This is a genomic window from Corynebacterium sp. HMSC074A09, assembly GCF_001811545.1.
GTDB lineage: Bacteria > Actinomycetota > Actinomycetes > Mycobacteriales > Mycobacteriaceae > Corynebacterium > Corynebacterium hiratae.
Window position 1 is genome coordinate 55,330 of record NZ_KV805119.1, and the last position, 21,919, is coordinate 77,248.

General features: G+C 58.7%; 20 protein-coding genes and 2 pseudogenes. 13 read left to right on the forward strand and 9 right to left on the reverse strand.

The window, feature by feature from the left end:
• Window positions 1–816: an Fpg/Nei family DNA glycosylase gene (locus HMPREF2807_RS02175; RefSeq protein ID WP_070510156.1), complete on the reverse strand. Its 816-nt coding sequence runs from the start codon at window positions 814–816 to the stop codon at window positions 1–3.
• Window positions 817–893: 77 nt separating this feature from the next.
• Between HMPREF2807_RS02175 and HMPREF2807_RS02180 the strand changes: the two genes are divergently transcribed.
• The gene (locus tag HMPREF2807_RS02180; RefSeq protein WP_070510159.1) at window positions 894–2,390 is read left to right on the forward strand and encodes a DUF1846 domain-containing protein; all 1,497 of its coding nucleotides are present in this window, start codon (window positions 894–896) and stop codon (window positions 2,388–2,390) included.
• Window positions 2,391–2,726: 336 nt separating this feature from the next.
• Here the strand turns inward: HMPREF2807_RS02180 and denD are convergent, their stop codons facing one another.
• Window positions 2,727–3,695: a D-erythronate dehydrogenase gene (gene denD, locus HMPREF2807_RS02185; RefSeq protein WP_070510162.1), complete on the reverse strand. Its 969-nt coding sequence runs from the start codon at window positions 3,693–3,695 to the stop codon at window positions 2,727–2,729.
• Window positions 3,696–4,121: 426 nt separating this feature from the next.
• Here denD and HMPREF2807_RS02190 point away from each other — a divergent pair, with 426 nt between their 5' ends.
• The 3 genes from HMPREF2807_RS02190 to HMPREF2807_RS02200 all read left to right on the forward strand — a co-directional run bounded on the left by HMPREF2807_RS02190 (window position 4,122) and on the right by HMPREF2807_RS02200 (window position 7,916).
• Window positions 4,122–5,501, forward strand: coding sequence for a GntP family permease (locus HMPREF2807_RS02190; RefSeq protein WP_070510165.1), 1,380 nt, complete (start codon window positions 4,122–4,124; stop codon window positions 5,499–5,501).
• Window positions 5,501–6,883 carry a four-carbon acid sugar kinase family protein gene (locus HMPREF2807_RS02195; protein WP_070510168.1) on the forward strand — a complete coding sequence of 461 codons (1,383 nt, stop codon included), beginning with the start codon at window positions 5,501–5,503 and terminating at the stop codon, window positions 6,881–6,883. Before HMPREF2807_RS02190 ends, HMPREF2807_RS02195 begins: the two co-directional genes overlap by 1 nt.
• 151 nt (window positions 6,884–7,034) lie before the next feature.
• Window positions 7,035–7,916: an NAD(P)-dependent oxidoreductase gene (locus tag HMPREF2807_RS02200; protein WP_083306663.1), complete on the forward strand. Its 882-nt coding sequence runs from the start codon at window positions 7,035–7,037 to the stop codon at window positions 7,914–7,916.
• A 109-nt stretch (window positions 7,917–8,025) separates the two neighbouring features.
• On the opposite strand, the pseudogene HMPREF2807_RS14110 reads toward HMPREF2807_RS02200, so the two are convergent.
• Window positions 8,026–8,381: pseudogene (locus HMPREF2807_RS14110) on the reverse strand (helix-turn-helix domain-containing protein); the annotation flags it as partial.
• 19 nt (window positions 8,382–8,400) lie between these two features.
• Window positions 8,401–8,850: pseudogene (locus HMPREF2807_RS14330) on the reverse strand (helix-turn-helix domain-containing protein); the annotation flags it as partial.
• Between the two features lie 166 nt (window positions 8,851–9,016).
• Between HMPREF2807_RS14330 and HMPREF2807_RS02210 the strand changes: the two are divergent.
• On the forward strand, window positions 9,017–9,946 hold the full coding sequence (locus tag HMPREF2807_RS02210; RefSeq protein WP_070510175.1) for an oxygen-dependent tRNA uridine(34) hydroxylase TrhO: 930 nt from the start codon (window positions 9,017–9,019) through the stop codon (window positions 9,944–9,946).
• On the opposite strand, the gene HMPREF2807_RS02215 is transcribed toward HMPREF2807_RS02210, so the two are convergent.
• The 3 genes from HMPREF2807_RS02215 to HMPREF2807_RS02225 all read right to left on the reverse strand — a co-directional run bounded on the left by HMPREF2807_RS02215 (window position 9,943) and on the right by HMPREF2807_RS02225 (window position 11,983).
• Window positions 9,943–10,425, reverse strand: coding sequence for a hypothetical protein (locus HMPREF2807_RS02215; protein WP_070510178.1), 483 nt, complete (start codon window positions 10,423–10,425; stop codon window positions 9,943–9,945). The two genes, HMPREF2807_RS02210 and HMPREF2807_RS02215, sit on opposite strands and share 4 nt — an antisense overlap.
• 11 nt (window positions 10,426–10,436) lie before the next feature.
• Entirely contained in the window at window positions 10,437–11,420 is a 984-nt protein-coding gene (locus HMPREF2807_RS02220; protein ID WP_070510181.1) for a universal stress protein, read from the reverse strand.
• Between the two features lie 83 nt (window positions 11,421–11,503).
• Entirely contained in the window at window positions 11,504–11,983 is a 480-nt protein-coding gene (locus HMPREF2807_RS02225) for a MarR family winged helix-turn-helix transcriptional regulator (protein ID WP_046648788.1), read from the reverse strand.
• Between the two features lie 170 nt (window positions 11,984–12,153).
• Here HMPREF2807_RS02225 and HMPREF2807_RS02230 point away from each other — a divergent pair, with 170 nt between their 5' ends.
• From HMPREF2807_RS02230 to dnaB, 8 genes are all read left to right on the forward strand, one after another.
• Complete coding sequence (locus tag HMPREF2807_RS02230) at window positions 12,154–12,513, forward strand: DUF5318 family protein (RefSeq protein WP_070510184.1); 360 nt, start codon at window positions 12,154–12,156, stop codon at window positions 12,511–12,513.
• Window positions 12,514–12,589: 76 nt separating this feature from the next.
• Window positions 12,590–14,815 (forward strand): transglycosylase domain-containing protein, encoded by a 2,226-nt coding sequence (locus HMPREF2807_RS02235; RefSeq protein WP_070510187.1) that lies wholly within the window; start codon window positions 12,590–12,592, stop codon window positions 14,813–14,815.
• A 63-nt stretch (window positions 14,816–14,878) separates the two neighbouring features.
• Window positions 14,879–16,234, forward strand: coding sequence for a glycosyltransferase family 87 protein (locus tag HMPREF2807_RS02240; RefSeq protein WP_070510209.1), 1,356 nt, complete (start codon window positions 14,879–14,881; stop codon window positions 16,232–16,234).
• Complete coding sequence (locus HMPREF2807_RS02245; RefSeq protein WP_046648791.1) at window positions 16,231–16,413, forward strand: hypothetical protein; 183 nt, start codon at window positions 16,231–16,233, stop codon at window positions 16,411–16,413. The genes HMPREF2807_RS02240 and HMPREF2807_RS02245 overlap by 4 nt, the downstream gene beginning before the upstream one ends.
• 147 nt (window positions 16,414–16,560) lie before the next feature.
• Window positions 16,561–16,851: a 30S ribosomal protein S6 gene (gene rpsF, locus HMPREF2807_RS02250; RefSeq protein ID WP_175973876.1), complete on the forward strand. Its 291-nt coding sequence runs from the start codon at window positions 16,561–16,563 to the stop codon at window positions 16,849–16,851.
• A gap of 51 nt (window positions 16,852–16,902) precedes the next feature.
• Entirely contained in the window at window positions 16,903–17,496 is a 594-nt protein-coding gene (locus HMPREF2807_RS02255) for a single-stranded DNA-binding protein (RefSeq protein ID WP_046648793.1), read from the forward strand.
• Between the two features lie 46 nt (window positions 17,497–17,542).
• Window positions 17,543–17,995, forward strand: a complete 453-nt coding sequence (gene rplI / locus HMPREF2807_RS02260; protein WP_039672721.1) for a 50S ribosomal protein L9 — start codon at window positions 17,543–17,545, stop codon at window positions 17,993–17,995.
• A 667-nt stretch (window positions 17,996–18,662) separates the two neighbouring features.
• On the forward strand, window positions 18,663–20,087 hold the full coding sequence (gene dnaB, locus HMPREF2807_RS02265; RefSeq protein WP_046648794.1) for a replicative DNA helicase: 1,425 nt from the start codon (window positions 18,663–18,665) through the stop codon (window positions 20,085–20,087).
• A gap of 1 nt (window position 20,088) precedes the next feature.
• Here dnaB and HMPREF2807_RS02270 read toward each other — a convergent pair whose 3' ends face one another.
• Complete coding sequence (locus HMPREF2807_RS02270; RefSeq protein WP_070510213.1) at window positions 20,089–20,553, reverse strand: VanZ family protein; 465 nt, start codon at window positions 20,551–20,553, stop codon at window positions 20,089–20,091.
• A gap of 28 nt (window positions 20,554–20,581) precedes the next feature.
• Window positions 20,582–21,916, reverse strand: a complete 1,335-nt coding sequence (locus tag HMPREF2807_RS02275; protein ID WP_070510189.1) for an MFS transporter — start codon at window positions 21,914–21,916, stop codon at window positions 20,582–20,584.
• Window positions 21,917–21,919: the final 3 nt, after the last annotated feature.

Below are 21,919 nucleotides of genomic sequence, written 5' to 3' on the forward strand. Positions count from 1 at the left end.
CTAGCGCGCGGGTTGGCAGGTGGGGCACCAAAAGAGGTTGCGGCCCTGCATGACCTGCTCCCGGATTTCGGTGCCGCACACGTGGCAGGGTTGCCCGGCGCGGCGGTAGACGTAGACCTCGCCGCCGTGGTCATCCTTGCGGGGCTCGCGGCCCATGGCCTTCGGGGTATGGGCTTCGCGGACGGTGTCGATGCGGCCGTGCTCGACGCCGTAGTCCATGAGCTCCACCAGGTCCGACCAGATGGCATCGAACTCCGCGCGGTCGAGCTGGTTGCCCGGGATGAAGGGGGAGAGCCCTTGGCGGAATAGGGCTTCTGCGCGGTAGATATTGCCCACACCAGCAAAGAGGCCCTGGTCCATGAGCATCGCGCCGATACTACGCCGCGAGGCATGCACGCGGGCCCATAGGGCATCCGGGTCAGCATCCTTGCGCAGCGGGTCTTGGCCCACCTTCGCCACCTTGGCCTGGTATTCCTCCTCCGTGATGAGCGTGCAGAACTGCGGGCCGCGCAAATTCGCGGCCGTGGTGCCGTTATCAATGCGTAGACGGATCTGACCCCACACATCGGCAGAAGGCTCAAAGCGCAGGGAGCCAATGAGGCCTAAATGGATATAGATAACGTGGCGCGGGTTATCCGCATCGAAGTGCAGAAAGAGGTGCTTACCGAAGGCTTCGGCGAGGGAGAGGCGGGAGGCGTCGACAAGCGCGGCCTCCGCAGCGAACCTGCCTTGGGGGCTGCTCACGGCCAGTGACTCGTTACGGAAATCCGCATTGAGTGTGCGGGCAAGGCGGTGAATAACGTGTCCCTCAGGCATGTCAGGAAGTCTACGCGGGGGCCGTGCTGCTGTAGACTTTCCGGGTACTACCCGTTGAACGGAAGGGCCTAAATACTATGGGGCGCGCGCTCGGTTTTGATCGTGAAAAATACATTGAACTGCAGTCGGAGCACATCAACGCTCGGCGCAAAGAAATCGGCGGGAAGCTTTATCTCGAAATGGGCGGCAAGCTTTTCGACGATATGCACGCCTCCCGCGTGCTGCCCGGTTTCACCCCGGATAACAAGATTGCGATGCTCGAGCGCATCAAGGATGACGTAGAAATCCTCGTCTGCATTAATGCCAAGGACATTGAGCGCCAGAAGATGCGCGGTGACCTCGGGATCCTCTACGAAGATGATGTGCTGCGGCTTGTCGACGTCTTCCGGGACCGCGGCTTCCTGGTCAATAACATTGTCATGACCCAGCTCGAGGAGGGCAATAGCCAGGCGGAGACCTTCATCGAGCGCCTTGAGCGCCTAGGGCTCACCGTAGCGCGCCACCACATCATTCCGGGCTACCCCGCCAACATCGACCTCATTGTCTCCGAGGATGGTCTGGGCAAGAACGACTACGTGGAAACTTCTAGGGACCTCGTCGTGGTCACCGCGCCGGGGCCGGGCTCCGGCAAGCTGGCCACCGCGCTCTCGCAGGTCTACCACGAAAACCTGCGCGGCGTGCAAGCAGGGTACGCCAAGTTTGAGACCTTCCCCATCTGGAACCTTCCGCTGGATCACCCGGTGAACCTGGCCTATGAGGCCGCCACGGTGGACCTTAACGACGCCAACGTGATCGATCACTTCCACCTCTCCGCGCACGGCGAATCCACGGTGAACTACAACCGCGACGTCGAGGCCTTCCCGCTGCTCAAGTCACTGTTGGAACGCCTGACCGGCACTGTGCCCTACCAGTCCCCGACGGACATGGGCGTGAACATGGTGGGCTTTTGCATCACCGATGACGAAGTCTGCCGCGAGGCCTCCCAGCAGGAGATCATCCGCCGTTACTTCAAGACTTTGGTGGAGGAAGCCCGCAACGGCCTCGACACCACGCAATCCGAGCGCGCCGCCGTGGTCATGGCGAAGGCCGGCATCAAGTCCACCGACCGTCCGGTTGTGCTCCCGGCGCGTGAGAAAGCGGAGGAGACCGGCGGTCCGGCAGCCGCGCTGCAGCTTCACGACGGCACCATCATCACCGGCCGCACCTCCCCGTTGCTGGGCTGCTCCGCAGCCGCGCTGCTCAATGCGCTCAAGCACCTGGCTGGCATCGATGATGAGCTGCACTTGTTGTCCCCGGAATCCATCGAGCCCATCCAAACGCTGAAGACGAAGCACCTGGGCTCCCAGAACCCGCGCCTGCACACCGACGAGGTGCTCATCGCGCTGTCGGTATCCGCGGCGAAGGACGAGAACGCCCGCCGCGCGCTTGATGCGCTCAAGGAGCTTCAAGGCTGCGATGTCCACACCACCACCATCTTGGGTTCCGTGGACGAGGGCATCTTCCGCAACCTCGGCGTCCTGGTAACTTCTGATCCGGTCTTTGCCCGCAAGAGCGCGCTGTACCAGAAGCGCTAAGATTCTCCCGAACACTGGACGGAAGCGTTATCTCCGTAGGCATTCCCCCAGACCTGGAACCCGAAAGGTGCAGGTGAGCGGCGCCCAGCGCTTGCCGACGTCCCACCGCCCACCAGGGAGTTTCGGGATCGAGGTCTGGGGGTTTGGCCTGGGCCAACCCACGCGAGTGGACAAAGTGCAGGGGAGGGATCATGCTCCCATCCCGTATTCCAGCCAGGGTTTCTACCAGGTCGCCTAGTCAACCACTGAAGTCCCGGGAAAGAGGCACGCAGAAAAAGACGAAACTCAATCAGTCGTTCGCAATCGAAGAACGAAGCCACCAATACCCCGGGCTAACTAGCTCAAGAAGTCATCCTGGTATTGCTGCACCATTGAATCGAAATCACGATCACGTTCAAAACCTAAGGCTTCCACTCTTGACACATCGAAATTTCCCGGCCAGCTTGTAACTATCGCAGCAATACTCTCATCAGGCTTGTCACTAACAAGCTTTCTCGTTTCAGAGCCAGCCACACGCTCAAGCGAATCCAGCATTTCGCCAACCGTGACACAAATTCCTGGAAGATTCATAACTCTCCACGAGCCGAGTTTTGAGCCTTCAACTAAGAGTGCCCTTCCAAGATTACGAACTGCTACTTGCGGCGATGCAAGCCACATTCTCGTATCGTGCGGCACGGGGACCTCCGACGGCACACCGTTAAGAGGCTCACGAATGATCCCGCTAGCAAATGAGCTCGCGGCAGAATTCGGTTTACCAGGTCGCACCGAGATCGTAGGGAGTCGGCAAATGCGAGCATCTACGAAGCCTTTTCGTCCATACTCATTGACAAGCAGCTCTCCAATGGACTTGGTTGCCCCATAGGTAGAGTCAGGCTGAGTGGCCCAGTATTCAGGCATTACTTGCGGAAGACTGCCCCCAAACACGGCAAGAGAGCTCGTGAAGACGAACCGTGCAGGATGAGCCCCCTTAGCGCTACGAGTATGACGCACGGCCTCGAGAAGACAACGAGTGCCATCTATGTTGACACTCAATGCCGAATCAAAATCCGCCTCCGAACCACCCGAAAGCACGGCTGCTAAATGGATAACTGCATCAGTTTCTCCAGTGATTGCTTGTAGGACAGTCTCTCGATCGGTGATCTCTCCAACCACGGAGCGCACGCGCGGATCTGACACCCGGGCAGCAGCAAGGTCAAATGAAACAATCTCGTTCAAATCAAGCTTGCCGTGGTCTGCCTCGGAAAGAAAATGCTGAATAAGCAGGGTCCCGAGAAAACCCGCACCTCCAGTGATAACGATGTTCATACTTGCTCCTTATGAAGAATGTAGTGGCCGCCAGCGCCCCGCCCCTCTCGTATTGAGGATGGGCTTCGCCAGTCACTAACAGCCAAGAAAAGGTTCTGAAGACCATGGCATAGAAAATGGGGTGAATTCCTTCCGATAGGGAGGAATAAGAAAGTCATAAACCACTTTCGTGAACCAATGCACTGCGGAAGTGATGAGGCTTTTCTATAGCAATAAGCGTTCGAAAAACAAAGCAGAATTTATATTTAGCGCACGCGCATCAATCATAGGTAGACTCCCCTCAATGCAAGTGATGTGAGATACTTTTAATATCCTACCGTAAGACACCTCACATTGAGTCTTTTATTCTTGTCAAGGACTGAATGGGCGGCACCCTTGCGGGCTTATTGCCTTTCACCAAGTTTCTGGAACCGAGGAGGATTTCTAATGTCCCCAACAACGCTCGTGCTGCTCGGCATTGCTGCGGTAGCTCTCATTCTCTTTTTGATCATTAGAGCAAAGACCCATCCATTTATCGCGATGCTACTTGTGTCGATCGCTTTGGCACTTGCAGCGCGCGTACTGCTTTCGGAAGTTGTACCTCTACTCAAAGATGGTATGGGAGGAACACTCGGAGGTGTCGCTCTCATTGTCACGCTTGGTGCAATGCTCGGTCGAATAGTGGAAGTCTCAGGTGGCGCTGAAGTACTAGCTCGTTCTCTTGAGAAAAACTTCGGCGAGAAGCGCGCACCATGGGCACTAGGCGCTGCCTCATTTATTTTTGGTATTCCGGTCTTTGTTGATGTAGCGACAATCGTGCTCGTTCCAATCACACTTGCCGTGGCCCGTCGAATGGGTGGAAAAACAAATATGCTTGCCTACGCCTTGCCTGTAGTTGCTGCTTTGCTAACAGTGCATGTAGTTCTCCCACCGCACCCTGGAATCGTTGGCGCCTCAGAGCTGATGCAAGCTGATGTAGGCATGGTTCTTTTACTTGGTCTGATTCCTGCCGTCGTTATGTGGCTGGTAGGCCAAGTGTTCTCAGGTTTCATAGTCAAGAAGGTTTTTTCTCCGGTGCCAGCTGTTGGTAGTCAAGCCGCCGGAACTACCGCAAACCAAGACGTCGAAGTTGATGATGGAGGGGCACCGTCAGTGGGGCTCGTTCTTGCCACGATTCTCCTCCCTCTTGTGCTCATTATGGGTGGCACCGTATCTACACTCATGCTTGATGAAGGTACCGCAGTACGGGATTTCCTGGGCTTCGTTGGTGACTCTCCCATCGCTCTTTTCATTGGCGTCATATTCGCGACTGGGGTCTTAGGTTTTGCACGTGGCTGGGGCAAGGAACAGGTAGAGGACGTTGTAGCCTCGGCACTTCCTGCTACGGCCGCAGTCATCTTGATCACTGGCGCAGGGGGGACCTTCGGCAAAGTCTTGACTGAAACCGGTGTTGCCGATGCTGTAGCTGATTTGCTGGTGTCCACGGGGCTACCAGTGCTCGTGCTGGCATGGTTGCTTGCAGCTTTTATTCGCGCAGCCCAAGGGTCCGCAACCGTTGCGGCACTTACAACTGCCCCATTAGTGGCACCAATGATTGCCTCCCTGGAGCTTAATGGATTGCAAGTAGCACTGGTGACTGTGACTGTCGGCATCGGCTCGATGGCATTTAGCCATGTAAATGATTCTTTGTTCTGGGTGTGGAGCCGCTACTTCCAAGTAGATACCGCATCAGCGTTGAAGTCTTACACAGTGACGACAACGATCATGTCAATAGTTGGATTCGTTGTAGTTGGAATCTTGTGGCTAGTACTAGGAGCAATGGCGTAATGGAAAGGCATGAAAAAATGAATCTTTTTGAGGCACCATCGAGGCGTCTTCTGGTGCTTGACGACGACCCTACTGGCTCACAGTGCGTTTCGAACGTCGAAGTGGCCCTCGATACTGATCCATCTATTCCGGCCGAGGTGCTACAGAACCGAGGTTCAGCGTGTTTTGTCCTCACGAATTCGCGCGCCCTCGATGAAGACGCTGCCGTAGAAATCAACCGCAAAATGGTTGGGTCCGTAGTCGAACGCTTGGAAGACTGCCGCGGCCTACATGTTGTTTCTCGCTCGGATTCAACGCTTCGCGGCCACGTAATCGCAGAGCCAAATGCAATTGCTGATGCGCTTGCGGAGCACAACATCGAAGTAGATGGCTTTTTGTTCTGCCCGGCGATGATTGAAGCAGGCCGATTCACTAAAAATGATGTTCACTTCGCCATAGTGGACGGAAAAGCGCAACAGGTGGAGGACACTGACTTTGCGAACGACGCAACATTTGGGTATTCCCACTCGAACCTTGCGGACTTTCTTGAAGAGAGGTCTGGTGGGATAGTCCGCGCGGAGGAGTGTGTCTCAATAAGTCTCACCGATATCCGCGACGGTGGCGTAGAAACGGTCAAGGCAAAGCTCGTCGAGGCGAAGAATCGACGCTGGATAATAGTTAATGCCACCGAATATTCCGACATGGATATCGTGTCAGAAGCAGTGGCAGAACTCGAAGAACAGGGCAAAGTGTTTGTGACTCGTTGCGGCCCTTCCTTCGTTCGCTCCCTAGCTGGGCAGCGAAACGCTCAACTGATTACTTCTGATTCCTTAGAAATTGATCCATCACGCACAGCTCATGGGCTCGTCGTCGTTGGCTCACACGTAGGGCTCACGAGCCAACAGCTTGCAGTACTTCAGCAGCGAAGCAATCTCCATGAGTTTGAGCTGCAGGTTCCTAAGCTGCTCGATTCAGGATCCCGTGAGCAGCATATCGATGAGGTTTCAATGCGTGTGAGAGAAGCGCTAGCGAGTTCCGATTGCGTCCTGTACACGAGTCGAGAACTGATTAGGACAGAGTCAAAGGCTGAATCTCTCGCGATCGCACGACAAGTCTCTGATGCAGTCGTTGCAGTGGTGCAAGCAGCAAGGGAAGCACGTCCAGCCTGGGTCGTCGCCAAGGGAGGTATTACATCCCACGAGGTAGCGGCTTCGGGCCTCGGGATTCAGCGTGCCAAGGTCCAAGGTCAGTTTTATGAGGGGCAGATTAGCTTGTTTACTGCTACCGAAGCTCCTGAAGACGTGATCGGAGTACCGTACGTAGTTTTCCCGGGAAATGTAGGCGGTAAGGAGGCTTTGGCAGAGGTCGTTGAAAGGCTACGAGCTGCCACGACAGATGCTTAGGCTTATCCTTTTCTCACTAAAGAATAGGGCCAACCTTAATCCGCATATCAAAAACTGCGAATCTACCCGATGACTACATACACCGAGAGTAGATTAGCTGGAAAATTTCACAGTACCTACCAATTTATTTTTACACTCAAGGGAGTTTTAAGTGCGCACCACTCCAAAAGTTGCCTGGATCGGGCTCGGCGCCATGGGAGGGCCAATGGCCCTCGCAACCGCATCAGCTGGAATGAGCGTCACGGCATTTGACGTCCAGCCCTCTTCACTCGAATCAGTAGCACCTCAAGTGAGCGCTGCCTCTAACGCTCGTGAGGCTGTTTCTGGTGCCGACGTCACCGCGATTATGGTGGCAACTGGAGACCAGTTGCAATCCGTCCTATTCGGAGAAGAAGGAATTTCCCCTCACCTTTCTCAAGGTTCAGTAATTCTCATTATGGCGACCGTCGGCCCGAAGGCCATTGAACAAGCTGTTGATGGCCTTGCGGGTACAGGCGTACATGTCGTTGACGCACCAGTGTCTGGCGGCGTCGCACGAGCAAAAACAGGGGATCTACTCATGATGGTGTCTGGCGACAGTTCCGCTGTGGCCGTCCTTCAGCCACTTCTGGATGCAATGGCGTCAAACGCCCCCGTAGTCGGCGAACGTCCTGGCGACGGCCAGCGTTTCAAGATCGTAAATCAGCTGTTGTGCGGCGTCCATATCGCAGCTGCTGGCGAAGCACTAGCTCTAGCGGATTCGATGGGGCTGGAAGTCTCCCGGGTGCACAAGGTGCTTGGAACAGGAGCTGCAGCTAGCTTTATGTTTGGTGATCGCGGGCAGAGGATGGTTGATGAGGCCTTTGATGAGGTGCGTAGTGCACTCGATATCTTTGTGAAGGATATGGGACTAGTCGGGGAAGCTGCACGAGAAGTACACCAAGAAGTACCACTTGCAGTTACGGCGGAGCAACTTTATATCAGAGGACATCGCGAGGGAGTGGGGCGTAAGGACGATTCAATCGTCTTCAAACTGCTACGCGGCGAGCATTGATGAGTATTGACTTAGGCGACCGACTTCGACGCCTCCAGCGCACACCGCATTTCCCCAGACCTAAAACCCGCAACCTGCAGGTGAGCGGCGCATAGCGCTTGATTCCGCCGTGGGCGTTATACCGCAGCTGCTCTGCGCCGTCCTCATCGACGATCTTCCAACCATTACGGGTGATTTCACGGGCGACGACACTGTGGTGCCTATTGATTTTCTGCGCGATGGCTCGTGCCGAATCACCGACACGACATCCCGCTTCAATAGCAACACGGTCTTCAACAGTAAGCCTGCGACCACGCCCTACTAAGGCGTGTTTGTCGAATACGCCGCTAGGAAATCCATCGACGGCTTGAGTTTTCATCGGTGCTGGCATACCAGAATCTTTACCCAGCTTCTTGCCTGTATCTGGTATAGACACCACCGCCTCATCAGGCGTTCGGCGATGTCGCTGCCGGCGTGACTTCGCATACCGCTGCTTCCTTATCCACTCATACACGGTAGAAGGATGCACACCGATAGCATCAGCCACTGTCTGACAGTTCTCACCAGCAAGCACTCGCTCCACGGCCTGGGCACGTTCATCAGGTGACAAGTGGGCGCGTCTAGGCCGCACTTCGATTACACCAGCTTTCTTTAACCTGCTGTGAAGCAAGCCAGTCGATATTCCAACAGTCTGTGCTGCTTGATTGATCGACATACCTGCACGCACCAACCCAACAGCCTCACGGACAAACGGATCACGCAGACGACTCGCACGCCTGCCAGGAGGCTCGACACCTCTTACCCTCAACCAACCGTAAACCGTATCGGGACCCACACCCACATCACGCGCGACGAGACTAACTGCCTCACCTGCCACCACGCGCTCAATAGCGGCTTCCTTAACATCCTTCGGAGTCCAACGCGTCACAACTACCTCCCGGTCGAAGTGGCGCATTCACCCCTTGACAGCACGCAGGTGGGCGTCGGCAAGCGCTTGGCGACGCCCCACCACCCACCAGGAGGTTTCGGGATCGAGGTCTGGGGCTTTGGGCTAAGAGCGGTTGCAGCGCTGTGCCCAAAAGATTGGGGTTTTACCTCGCAGCGGGCCTAGACTTGCGGGCGTGACTATTGGCAAGATTCTCCTCTACTACTGCTTTACTCCTATCGAGGACCCCACCGCGATCATGCTGTGGCAGCGCTCCCTGTGCGAGAAGCTCGGGCTCAAGGGCCGTATCCTCATTTCGGAGCACGGCATCAACGGCACCGTGGGCGGGGACATGGACGCGTGTAAGCGCTATGTGCGCGAGACGCGCGAGTACCCGGGCTTCAAGAAGATGGAGTTCAAGTGGTCCGAAGGCGGAGCGGAAGACTTTCCGCGCCTGTCGGTCAAGGTGCGCGATGAGATCGTGGCCTTCGGCGCGCCGGGCGAGCTCAAGGTGGATGAGAACGGCGTCATCGGCGGTGGTGTTCACCTCAAGCCCGAAGAGGTCAACAAGCTGGTGGAGGAGCGCGGTGAGGAGGTCGTCTTCTTCGACGGCCGCAACGCCATGGAGGCGGAAATCGGCAAGTTCAAGAATGCCGTGGTGCCGGATGTGCGTACGACCCACGACTTCATCGCTGAACTCGAATCCGGCAAGTATGACTGGATGAAGGACAAGCCCGTGGTCTCCTATTGCACGGGTGGTATTCGCTGCGAAATCCTCTCCGCGCTGATGAAGAACCGCGGTTTTAACGAGGTTTATCAGATTGACGGCGGCATCGTCCGCTACGGAGAAAAGTACGGCAACGATGGCCTGTGGGAAGGCTCGATGTACGTCTTTGACAAGCGCATGCACCACGAGTTTGGTCAGGGCCTAGAGGATCCAGGCTTTATTCAGCTCGGCCACTGCGTGCACTGTGGGAAGGGGACGAATACCTTCCACAATTGCATTAATGAGGACACGTGCCGCAAGCAGGTGCTCATTTGCGATGACTGTGTCCAGCACGTGGAAACCCAGCACTGTGGGCGGCCGGACTGCGCCGAGGTGGCTGCCGCCCAAGCGCAGGGTTAGTTTTCAAGCACCGGGGCCAGCAGGATCTGGATATCGTTGATGCACCAGATCATGAAGTTGCCGGCCATGACCCAGAAAATCGCCATCCAGCCGCGCCAGCGCACATAGGCCTTGAGCTTGCGCACCATGATGACGGCGCAGCCGATCATGCCGATGAAGGGAATGATCAGCGTCGTCGTGGCGAACACGGTGCGCTGGGTCCTCGTGCAGAGCCAAGCGGCGTATTCGGCCTGAAGGCAGTCGGTCGTGGTTCCGAAGAACCTGAAGAATCCAGCGAGGAGGAGCGCGTACAGCGCCGAGCTCACAAGGATAGCCACCATAAACCACAGCGCTTGGCGCGAGGAGCGGCGGTTGGCCTCGGCGACGGCGAGGGGATCGGGCTCGTCGGCAAGCTCATCAAAGCTGCGGGGCTCGGGGCGAGGCAGGTTGGTATAGTCCGCGTCGGACGTGAGATCATTTTCGGGGTGCTCTGCTGCCATGCTGTGCAAGTCTAACGTGCTTCGGTGTCATAGGTGCTCGGGCAGACCAGGACTGGCACTCCCACGTGGGGGAGAAGTTCGGTGGCGGTGCTACCGATGAAGACGCGCTCGATCGGCCCCATGGGGGAGGAACCCAAGCAGAGCAGGTCGCCCTTTTTCCACTTGAGCGAATCCACCGCGCCGGACCAGCCGTGACCGCTGCCGATGTCCGTCGTGACGGAAATCTCCGGGAAGACCTCTGCGATGAAATCGTGGGCGCGGTCCAACAACGAGAGCGAGTGCTCGCGCCAATTGGGGGCGTCGGAAGGAAAAGTGGGGGAGTATTCGAGGGGGACGTCGACCAGCCCCTTGGCGGAAAACGCCAGGATACGCAAGGGAATACCGCCGCGCTGCGCAATGCATGCCGCGTGCCGGAGGGCGGGATCGTCGGCACGGCCAAGTTCGGTGAAGGCGAAATTGATGCGCGTCACCCCGTGCTTGGACAGCTTGATACCGCGCGGGGTGAGACCCACGGGAAGCGGCGAGTAGTGCAGCAGCGCATCGGCGGTAGAACCGGAGAAGAAACGGCCCTTGGGCGCGGACTGGTTGGCCCCGAGGAGGATGACGTGCGCGTTGAAATCCGTAGCCGCCTGCTCCAGCAGCTGCGGGCGGGACGGTCCTGCGATGAGAACGGAGACGTTCTTATCGAGCTGGGCCTTGTCCACTCCGGCTGCGTCCAAGGCCTGCTTAACGGCGCGTTCGCAGGTTGCGCGCTCCTTCTTGAACCACTGCTTATAGGAGCCGCTGAGCTTGCTGAGCGACGTCACGGTGAGGGGTTGCGAAATCGTGGATACAACCCGGATCTGAACGGGCGTGGAACGCGCAAGCCATGCGGCAAACTCGATGGCCTCGGTGCCTGTGGAGCTAGGACTCCACGAGACGAGTACGCGAAGCGGGGGGATACGGTCTTCCGAGGAGGACTGTCCTTCCGCGGGGTGTGAAGATTTCTTAGCCATTCATCAAAAGGATCGGGGTCGTTTCCTTCATTATCGACCCTTCACGCTTTAAAATAAAATCTGTTCTACCGGCGCTTTTTGGTCTATTTTCCGTCCATGGTGGGGCGGTACACATCCGCGAGTTTGGAAATCAGGTTGACCAAAGAATTGGCGTCCTTGATGTCCTCCGGTTCAAGCCAGCGCAAGATCTCGGCCAAAGCTGCCGCACGCTGGCGGGAGACGATGGTCAGCTCGGATTCGCCGAGCTGGGTGAGGGCGACGAGAACGCCGCGGCGGTCCTTTTCATCGCGGTGCCGTTCCACGAAGCCTTGGCGCTCCAATTGGTACAGTGCATTGGACGCGGTGGGCATCCGGATCAACTCTGCTTGGGCGATGGTGCTGACGCGAGAGGGCCCACGCAGGCGCAGTTGATTCATGATCGAGACCTGCGAGGTGGTTAGGGACGTGCCCTCCGTTGTGCGCTGGAAGATGAGCATGAGCTTATTGAGCGCGGGCTGGATTTGGCGGGCAACATCCAGGGCGTCCTCGTAGGGGATCGGGGATTCGATAGTTTCTTCACTCATGGAAAATAAGTGTAGCTACGATTCACTCGCGGCGGTAGTTAGCCGACTAAAAAATTAGGTTTTGCGTCGCGAAGTGCCCAAGGGGAGCCTAGATTGTTGACGCTGCCCGCACTACACTGTCCGGCGTGAATTCTCCGTCCAAGGCAGAGTCTGCAAAGACAAGGCCAGAAGTGGCCTACCGCAACGAAGTCTCCTATGAATGGGAGCGCGCACAGCATCTGCGCGAGCTTCGCGCGGGAAAAGTGACGCGCGAAGAATTGTGTGATGCTGATTTTCTCCTTCGCGCGGCGGCGGAGCACCACGGCGTTGACATGCAGAAGCCGTGCCCGGTGTGCGGCGAAGAGCTGCGACTGACCCGCTGGGTTTATGGCGACTCTTTAAAGCGCCGTGCGGGAAGCGCGCGTAGCGCGGCGGAAATTGCAGAAATGGCGGCCGAGGGGCTGGAGTTTACAGTGCATTTCGTGGAAGTGTGCCCGGCATGCCGCTGGAATCATCTGCTTCGAGCGGCCACGGTCTATGCTCGAAGGTAGTTTTGGCTTCCCAGTTCACGCCGGTAAGCTGCATGTATTTACAGTTTCTGTACAGGATTGATGAGGACACGGATTAGTGACCGAGAAGGAAACCTCCGGGCGAAAGTCAGGTAATCGCAAGAAGAGCGCCTCGCACAGGAGTAGGCGTTCGTCCGGCCGCACACGCCGCTGGCCGTGGATCGTGCTCGCTGTCTTATTCGTAATTGTCGGCATCCCCGCCTTGCTCTTTGGGTACGCGTATACGCAATACGACGTCCCCGAGCCCAAGGAGCTGCAGCCGAGCCAGATTTCCACGATTGTCGCCGGCGACGGCGAAACCCAGCTGGCCAAACTAGTTCCACCGGAGGGCAACCGCCGCCAGGTGACCCTGGATGAGATCCCGGATTACGTTGAGGATTCTGTCCTCGCGGCCGAGGACCGCGAGTTCTGGACCAACTCGGGCTTTTCCTTTACAGGTCTGGGCCGTGCCGTCTTGGGCAAGCTCACCGGTGATGCTTCCGCCGGTGGTGGCTCGACGATTACTCAGCAGTATGTGAAGAATACTCTCGTTGGTGACGAGTACTCCTACGTCCGCAAGATTCGTGAGCTCATCTACTCGGTGAAGATGACCAACGAATGGTCCAAGGAGGACATCCTCAACGCCTACCTCAACACGGTCTACTTCGGCCGCAATGCGTATGGCATCGAGGCTGCATCCAATGCGTACTTTAATAAGGACGCCAAGGACCTCACTAAGGAAGAAGGCGCGCTGCTGGCGGGTGTTATCCAGTCCCCGTCCGTCCTTGATCCGTGGGTAGATGAGGAACGGTCCCAAGCTCGCTGGAATTACGTCATGGATGGCCTCGTTGAGATGGGTGACTTGGATCAGTCTGAACGCGATCAGCTCGTCTTCCCGGAGACCCGCGATCCGTCTGAGTATTCTGCCTACACCGAAGCGCCGGGTGCCTATGGCCACATCAAGAACCAGGTCATTGATGAGCTGTCCCGCGTGGGTATTACCGAGGACCAGCTTGCCACTGGCGGCCTCAAGGTGACCACCACCATTGACATGACCGTGCAGAACGCGTCGACGGACGCCGCTCACGCACAGCTTGCTGTGCTGCAAGAGGACGCCCGCGCCGCCGCCGTGACGATCGACCCAGCCACGGGCGCTGTACGCGGTTACTTCGGCGGCGATGACTCTAATGGTTGGGACTATGCCAATTCGCCGCTGCAGACCGGCTCGACCTTTAAGATCATGGCACTGGCCGCAGCTCTTCAGCAGGGCATCGACCTCAATACGTATTACTCCTCCGCGCCGTACCAGCTGCCCGGCTCTCAGATCGTGACCAACGTGGGCGGCGGCTGCGGAAGCTGTTCCATCGCTGAGGCGCTGAAGAATTCTTATAACACGTCCTTCCTGCGCCTCCAGGATGACCTGGAAAACAAGATGCAGGACACCGCTGACATGGCGCACGCACTGGGTGTTGCGCGCAGCCTGCCGGGGATTGAGAAGACGCTGACGGAGAACGGCGGCACGCCGTACGAGGGTGTCGTGCTGGGCCAGTACCAGTCCCGCCCGCTCGACATGGCGACGGCAATGGCGACCCTGACCAACCAGGGTGTGTGGCACCAGACGCACTTCGTGCAGAAGGTGGAAAACGCCGCCGGCGAGGTTCTCTACGAGAACCCGACCGATGGCGGTGAGCGCCGCGTCTCCGCCAACGTGGCCAACAACGTGATCTCCGCGATGCAGCCGATTGCCGCATGGTCGAACGGTGCACTGGCCGGTGGACGTCCGTCGGCCTCCAAGACTGGTACCACACAGCTGGGTGATACGGGCACCAACAAAGATGCCTGGATGGTTGGTTCCACGCCACAGCTGGCTACAGCAGTGTGGGTAGGCACGGCCGATAACACCTCCGCGATCTTTAATCAGTGGGGCGGAATTATGTACGGCTCGGATGCACCGACGAAGATCTGGAAGTCCATCTTGGACACCTCTTTGGCCAACGTGGAGCAGCAGCCCTTCCCGCAGGCTTATCCGGTTCATTACGGCGTCGGCAGCTGGGGCTCGGGATATGTCTATGATCCGAGCCAGACCACCACGTGGAACCAGACGCCGGCGAGCCCGGAGAGCGACAGCACCGAGGGTGAAGAGGAAACACCTGCCGAGGGCGGCGAGCACCACGACGAGGGTCAGGGCGGTAGCCCAGAGCAGCCGGCCCAGCCTGAGCAGCCTGAGCAACCCGCTAACCCTGAAGTACCTTCACTCGATGACATTCTTAATGGAGATGGCCTCGACCAATTGCTTGGCCAATAGGAGATTGATCCCCCGGTGAGCCATCACACTTCTTCGCAGCTTGTCCCACTCTCATCCGAATCGATGACCCGTGGCGCCGTCAATGCCCTCGGCGGGCCGACGGGGCGTTTCGCCCGCTCGGCCCACTCTGGTTGGTGGACGCCGCTGCGCGTCATCATCACACTGGCGTGGACGTTCCTGGCGTTTGGGTTTTTGAGTAAGGCAACCTGTGCGGGCAGCCGCCGGGGCGAGGACGGCCTCATCAGCCTGAACTGGGATGGCAACCGCCAGTACACGTCCTTTTGCTACAACGACATCGTGCCGCTCTATGGCGGGCGCGGCTTAGACCAGCCTGGCTTCCCCTATGCCTATTCCTGGGTGGAGGGAGACCTCACGCGCTACATGGAATACCCCGTTTTGGCGGGCCTGTTCCAGGGCGTCGTCGGCTGGCTGGCGCGCACCACGTATCCGGCCGTCGAGTGGCTTGGTATGGCCGAGGTCAGCTGGTACTTCGGGCTGACCACGCTCATCTTGTCCCTCGTGTGGGTCGGCACCGTGGTCATGGTATTCCAGCTCACGGGCAACCGGGCATGGGATACCATTCTCATGGCGGCCAGCCCGCTCGTGGTCATCCACGCCTTCACCAATTGGGACATCCCGTCGGTAGCGTTCATGGTGGGCGCCCTTCTTGCCGTGAAAAAGCGCAAGAACTGGCTCGCCGGCATTCTCATCGGGCTCGGCACGGCATTCAAGCTGTGGCCCCTGTTTATCTTGGGCGCGTTTCTGGTGTTGGCCATCCGCCACAAGCGGTGGGCTCCTTTCACTAGGATGGTCGTGGCAACCGCCGCGACGTGGCTCGTGGTGAACCTACCCGTGGCGCTCGCCTACCCCGAGGCCTGGCGCGAATTCTTCCGGCTCAATCAAGAACGCGGTGCCGAGTGGACCACGATCTATGCGCTCTTGAGCCGCGTCGCGGGCGTGAGCTTTGAGCCCGAATTCCTCAACACTTTCTCGCTCGTGGCATTCCTGGTGAGCTGCGGGGCGATTGCCATCCTGGGTCTCAAGGCGCCGCGCGCGCCGCGAGTGGCCGAAATGATTTATCTCATCATCATGGCCTTCCTGATCTTCAATAAAGTGTGGTCCCCGCAGTACTCCCTGTGGCTGGTCGTCCCGGCACTCCTGGCCCTTCCCAGGTGGCGGCTCATCTTTAGCTGGGCGCTTGCCGACGCTCTCCTCTGGCCCATCCTCACCTGGCACATGCTCGGCTCGGAAAATAAGGGCCTGCCGCACGAGATGCTCGATATCGCGGTGCTGACGCGCGATGGCTTCATCATTGCCATCGGCGTGCTCATTATCCGCCAGATGTGGGGCAAGTCTGAGGACAAGGTCCGCGCCGCTCATGGCGGCAGGGACCCGTTGGCGGGGGATTTTGCACGATGACTATCACCATCGTGGGCATCGTCTCCATCACGCTGGGCTTCCTTTGTGTGTTGAGCGCCTACTACCTGTTTCAGCGCTCTCAAGACCGCACCTGGCCGGTTGTGCTGGGCTTGCTGGCTTTGCTGTTTCTCACGGTGATCCCGGCGGGATCGGCGATCTTCGTCGCGGCGACCCACTAGCGGCAGCCGAGGAGATGGGGGATTTCCTTTTCCGCCGGTCAGTGCGGTACTGTGTGAGGGTTGCTTGACGCAACAGACCCTCCTGCCATATCCGCAAAGGTGATATGGCCGATACCAATTACTAGACCATAGGAGGTGATGAGGTCCGTGCGTCACTACGAAGTCATGATCATTCTGGATCCTAACCAGGATGAGCGCACCGTAACCCCGTCCCTAGACAAGTTCCTCGAAACGATCCGCAAGGATGGCGGCAAAGTCGAAAAGGTTGATGTGTGGGGCAAGCGCCGTCTTGCATACCCGATCAACAAGAAGGAAGAGGGCATCTACGCAGTCGTGGAGCTGGAGTGTGAATCCCACTCGGTTCTCGAGCTTGATCGCCGTCTGAACCTGAACGACTCCATTATGCGTACCAAGGTTCTGCGCACCGACAGCAAATAGCGGATACTGGGTTTCGAGCAATCCACGTAACCGATATTAAGGAGTAAAGACATGGCTCAGGGAGATACCAACATTACGGTTGTCGGCAACATTGTGGCCGACCCGGAACTGCGCTTCACCCCAGCGGGTGCCGCAGTGGCAAATTTCCGTGTTGCCTCCACCCCGCGTCGCTATAATCAGCAGACTTCCCAGTGGGAGGACGGCGAGGCCATGTTCCTCACCTGCAATGTGTGGCGCCAAGCCGCAGAAAACGTTGCGGAGACCTTGACCAAGGGCATGCGCGTTATCGTTACTGGCCGTTTGCGCCAGCGGTCTTACCAGACCCGTGAGGGCGAAAACCGCACTGTTTTTGAAATCGAGGTTGATGAGGTCGGCCCGTCCCTGCGTTATGCATCCGCACAGGTTAACCGCAAGTCCGGCAACGGCGGCGGCAACTATGGTGGCGGCCAGCAGCAGGGTGGTGCTAACTACGGCGGCGGCAACCAAGGTGGTTTCTCCGGAAACCAGGGCGGTTTCTCTGGAAACCAGTCCCAGTCCTCTGCCCCGCAGCAGTCTCAGCAGCAGTCGGCTCCGAGTAACGATCCGTGGAATTCTGCACCCCAAGCGGGAAGCTTTGGTGGTGCGGATGCAGAACCCCCGTTCTAAGACTGTCACGCAAGTATTCATTTAACTCAATTGAAAGGCAGGGATCATGAAGCTGATCCTCACCGCTGCCGTTGAGAACCTCGGCGCCCCCGGCGAAATTGTAGAGGTTAAGGACGGCTACGGACGTAACTACCTGCTTCCGCGTGGCCTGGCTATTGTTGCCACCCGCGGCGCTGAAAAGCAGATCGAGGGCATCAAGCGTGCCCAGGATGCTCGTGCGATCCGCGACCTGGATCATGCACGCGAGATCCGTACCCAGCTGGAGGAGCTCAAGGACGTAACCGTCTCTGTGAAGACCTCCGAGTCCGGCAAGCTCTTCGGCTCCGTGTCCGCTGAGGACATCGTGAACGCCGTTGCCGCCGCTGGCGGCCCGAAGCTGGACAAGCGCATCGTTGTGCTGCCCAAGGGCCTGGTCAAGAAGACCGGCAACTACCAAGTCGAGCTGAAGCTGCACGCTGACGTTATCGGCAAGGTGAACTTCTCGGTCGTCGCTGCCTAAGAATTAAGGCGCACGACGGTCACCCTCCGTTCGCCCGCGTGTGAGGCGCGGTGCCGGTACGCAGGACGTGACCTTAAGACAACAGCAAGGCTTTAAGGCCGTGCTCCTTTCACTATGTGAGGTGGTGAGAGGAAGCACGGCCTTGCGCCGTTTTACGCGGGGTCGCCTTTTGGGGATCTAGCACCGCAGGAGGCAGGGAAACGTCGCCAAGCGCGGCCTGTGGATAACTCGCCCAGCCTGTGGATAAACCTGCGTTCAGTTAACGGTGAATTCACTCATGCCGCCATGTGTTAACCCGCTGGTAGCGGCAATATCGGGGTAATGCTCCTACTTTTCCACGGGATGTGTGCGTATTTTCACACCTCAAAAAACGTGCCTTGACCTGCAGGAATAATCTGCGCTGGTCACAGCGGTGCAAAGTTATCCACAGCCCTGACCTCTGGCTTTGTACGCCATGTCTTTGCTGACCTGGGAATTCCACAGCTCTCTGTGGATAACTGTGAGAGTTATGCCCAAGGGGTAGTGTCTTGACCCTCGGCTACACTGTTGTGTACTACGCGCGGTTGCCGCTTGGCACTGCATCGAAGCCTGGCCGTCCGGCGCGGAGAAGAGTGAGAACTTCAGGCACGGCCAGGGTGGGACTAATGAACGGTGGGATTGATGAGCAATGACTAATGCCAGTTTTGACGACGACCACGTTCCACCGCCGCCGGAGCCGGTAGAGGAGGAACCTCGCCGCTCTTACCGGCAGGAAGAACCGAAGCGCTACGGCGAATTTCGCCAGCCGCCCGCGGACCGCGAGGCCGAACAGGGCGTTCTCGGCGCCATGCTCCTGAGCCCGAATACAGTCATGGAGGTCATTGAGGAGCTGGAGCCGGAGGACTTCTACTATCCTGCGCACACGCTCATCTACCAAGCCATGATCGATCTTTACGCGGCGGGCACGGATATTGACGCGGTGATTGTCGCGGCCCGTCTCGATCGCTATAACAACCTCGAGCGCGTTGGCGGTGCGCCCTACCTGCATACCCTGCTGGCCACGGTGCCCACTGCGGCTAACGCCCGCTATTACGCGGAGATTGTCGCGGAGAAGGCGGTGCTGCGCAAGCTGGTGGACGCCGGAACCAGAGTCGTCCAACTCGGCTTCCAGGGCTCCGAAGACATGGAGATCGAGTCCGTGCTGGACCGCGCCCAGCAGGAAGTTTTCGCCGTGGCGCAGAAGAAGACGACTGAGGATTACCGTGCGCTGAGTGATCTCATCGACCCCACGATCGATGAGCTCGCCGCCCTGCAGCAAAACGGCGTGGAGTCCGGCGTGCCTACCGGTTTCATCGACCTCGACAACCTGACCAATGGCCTGCGTGCGGGCCAGATGATCATCGTCGCCGCCCGCCCTGGCGTGGGCAAGTCCACGCTGGCCATGGACTTCATGCGCTCGGCCTCCCTGCAGCACAACAAGACCTCTGTGGTTTTCTCCCTGGAGATGTCTGCCTCCGAGATCGTCATGCGCCTGTTGTCAGCGGAGGCGGAAGTGAAGCTGTCGGATATGCGCGGTGGCCGCGTGTCCACGGAGGATTGGGCCAAGATCGATGACACCCTCAATCGCATCCAGGATGCGCCCCTGTTCATCGATGATTCCCCAAACCTCACCATGATGGAAATCCGCTCGAAGGCCCGCCGCCTCAAGCAGCAGCACGGGCTCGACCTCATTGTGTTGGACTATATGCAGCTGATGTCTTCGGGCAAGAAGGTGGAGTCCCGCCAGCAAGAGGTCTCGGAGTTCTCGCGCCAGCTCAAGCTGTTGGCCAAGGAACTGGAAGTTCCGCTCATCGCTATTTCCCAGCTGAACCGTGGCCCAGAGTCCCGTACCGATAAGAAGCCGCAGCTGGCGGATCTGCGTGAGTCCGGCTCGCTTGAGCAGGACGCCGATATGGTTATGCTGCTCTACCGCCCGGACTCGCAAGACCGCGATGATCCCCGCGCCGGTGAGGCGGATATCATCCTGGCCAAGCACCGTGGCGGCCCGATCGACACGGTGAAGGTCGCGCACCAGCTGCACTACTCCAAGTTCGTGAACATGGCGCACGGCTAAATTACAGGTCCACCACGGCGTTGGGGTCACCCAACCGTGGGCCGAGGATGACCAAGACCAGGAAGACCGCAGCCGCAGCGAGCGCCAGCCATCGCCACACCGGGAAGAAGCGCTCGCCGCACAGCCTGGCAAACCCTGCGCCGATGAGCGCACCCAGGGTATTGAAGATGAGGTCATCAATATCAGTGCGCCCGAGCGCGAAGGCGTATTGGGCTGTTTCCAATACCAAACTCAGCGCGAAGCCCCATGCGGCAGTGGCCTTGACTGACCGGCACATGCTGAAGACGAGCATGCCAAAAGGAATGAAGAAGGCGGAATTGCCCGCATACTCAAAAAGCGGGCCAAACCAGGTGCCGCCGGAGAGCTCATCAAGCGGCACCAAGCGCAGGTCACGGACCCGCTGGTTCTCCGGCTTCCAAAGGTAGCCAATCTGGTAGAACGGCTTGAGCGTGGTGAGCGCGACCATGACCGCGACCCACGCGCCGAGGGCGACCCTATTGAGCAAGGGCCCGCCCCTTGAACTCTGGCAGGGTCAGCGCCGCGAAGGCCGCGATGCCGAAGGCTGCTGCAAAGAGCACGAAGAGCCAGCCCGTGCCCGCCACCGCGATGAGTGGCGGAACGATAAGCGGCGCCAGGATGGAGGCGAGTCGGCCGAAGCCCGCGGCCGCACCAGTACCGCGCCCGCGCAGGGCGGTGGGGTAGAGCTCCGGGCCGATGGCGTACAGCGCGCCCCACGCGCCGAGGTTGAAGAAAGACAGCAGGCAACCAGCCAGGATGATCATGGCTTCAGTGTTAGCGAAACCAAAGAACCCGGCCGACAGGGCGGAACCCACGAGGAATATCGCTAGGGTCGAGCGGCGGCCCCAGACCTCAATGAGCCAGCCGGCTGCGGCGTAGCCGGGTAGCTGGGCGAGGGTGATAATCAGCGTGAAGCTGAAGGACTTCACCAGGGAGAAGCCATCCGCGACAAGCAGTGACGGAATCCAAATGAAGGCGCCGTAGTAGGAGAGGTTGACGCAGAACCAGATGGTCCACAGCGCCAGCGTGCGCCCGCGCAGGGATTTCGACCAAATGCTGGTGGCGGTGACATCTTCCTCGGAGTAGGTCGGTGCCGGGGTCGTGCGGTCGATGTCCGCCTCATCCACCTCGGCCTCGAAGGAAGCGACAATCTCTTCTGCTTCTTCGTGGCGGCCCTTCGACTCAAGGAAGCGCACGGACTCCGGGAGGTGGAGGCGCACGTAAAGCGCATAAAAAGCGGGCACCATGCCGAGTGCTAGGGCCCAGCGCCAGCCGCTTTCCGACGCCCCCACGACGAACGTTCCAATTACCGCAGCGAGGATCCAGCCCACGGCCCAGAAGGCCTCCAGCAAGACCACCATGCGTCCGCGGACCTTGAGGGGTGCGAACTCGGAGATTAGCGTGGAGGCCACCGGCAGCTCGGCGCCGAGGCCAAGTCCGATGAAGAAGCGCAGAACGATGAGGAGCGTGAGGCCCGTCGCCAGGGCGGAAGCACCCGTGGCAAGGCCGTAGACCAGCAGGGTTAGCGCAAAGATGTGGCGGCGGCCGAACTTATCGGCCAAGAGGCCGCCGAAGGTAGCACCCAAGGCCATGCCGATGAAGCCCACGGACGCCAGCCATGAGGACTGGGTCGGTGTGATCCCCCAGTGCACGGCCAGAGCGGCCATGATGAAGGAGATGAGGCCCACGTCCATGGCGTCGAGCGCCCAGCCGATGCCGGAGCCGAAAAGAAGACGTTTGTGTTTTCCGGTGACGGGAAGGCGGTCGAGCCTCTCCGTGCGTGAGATAGAGCGATGATCAAGACGATTCATGCA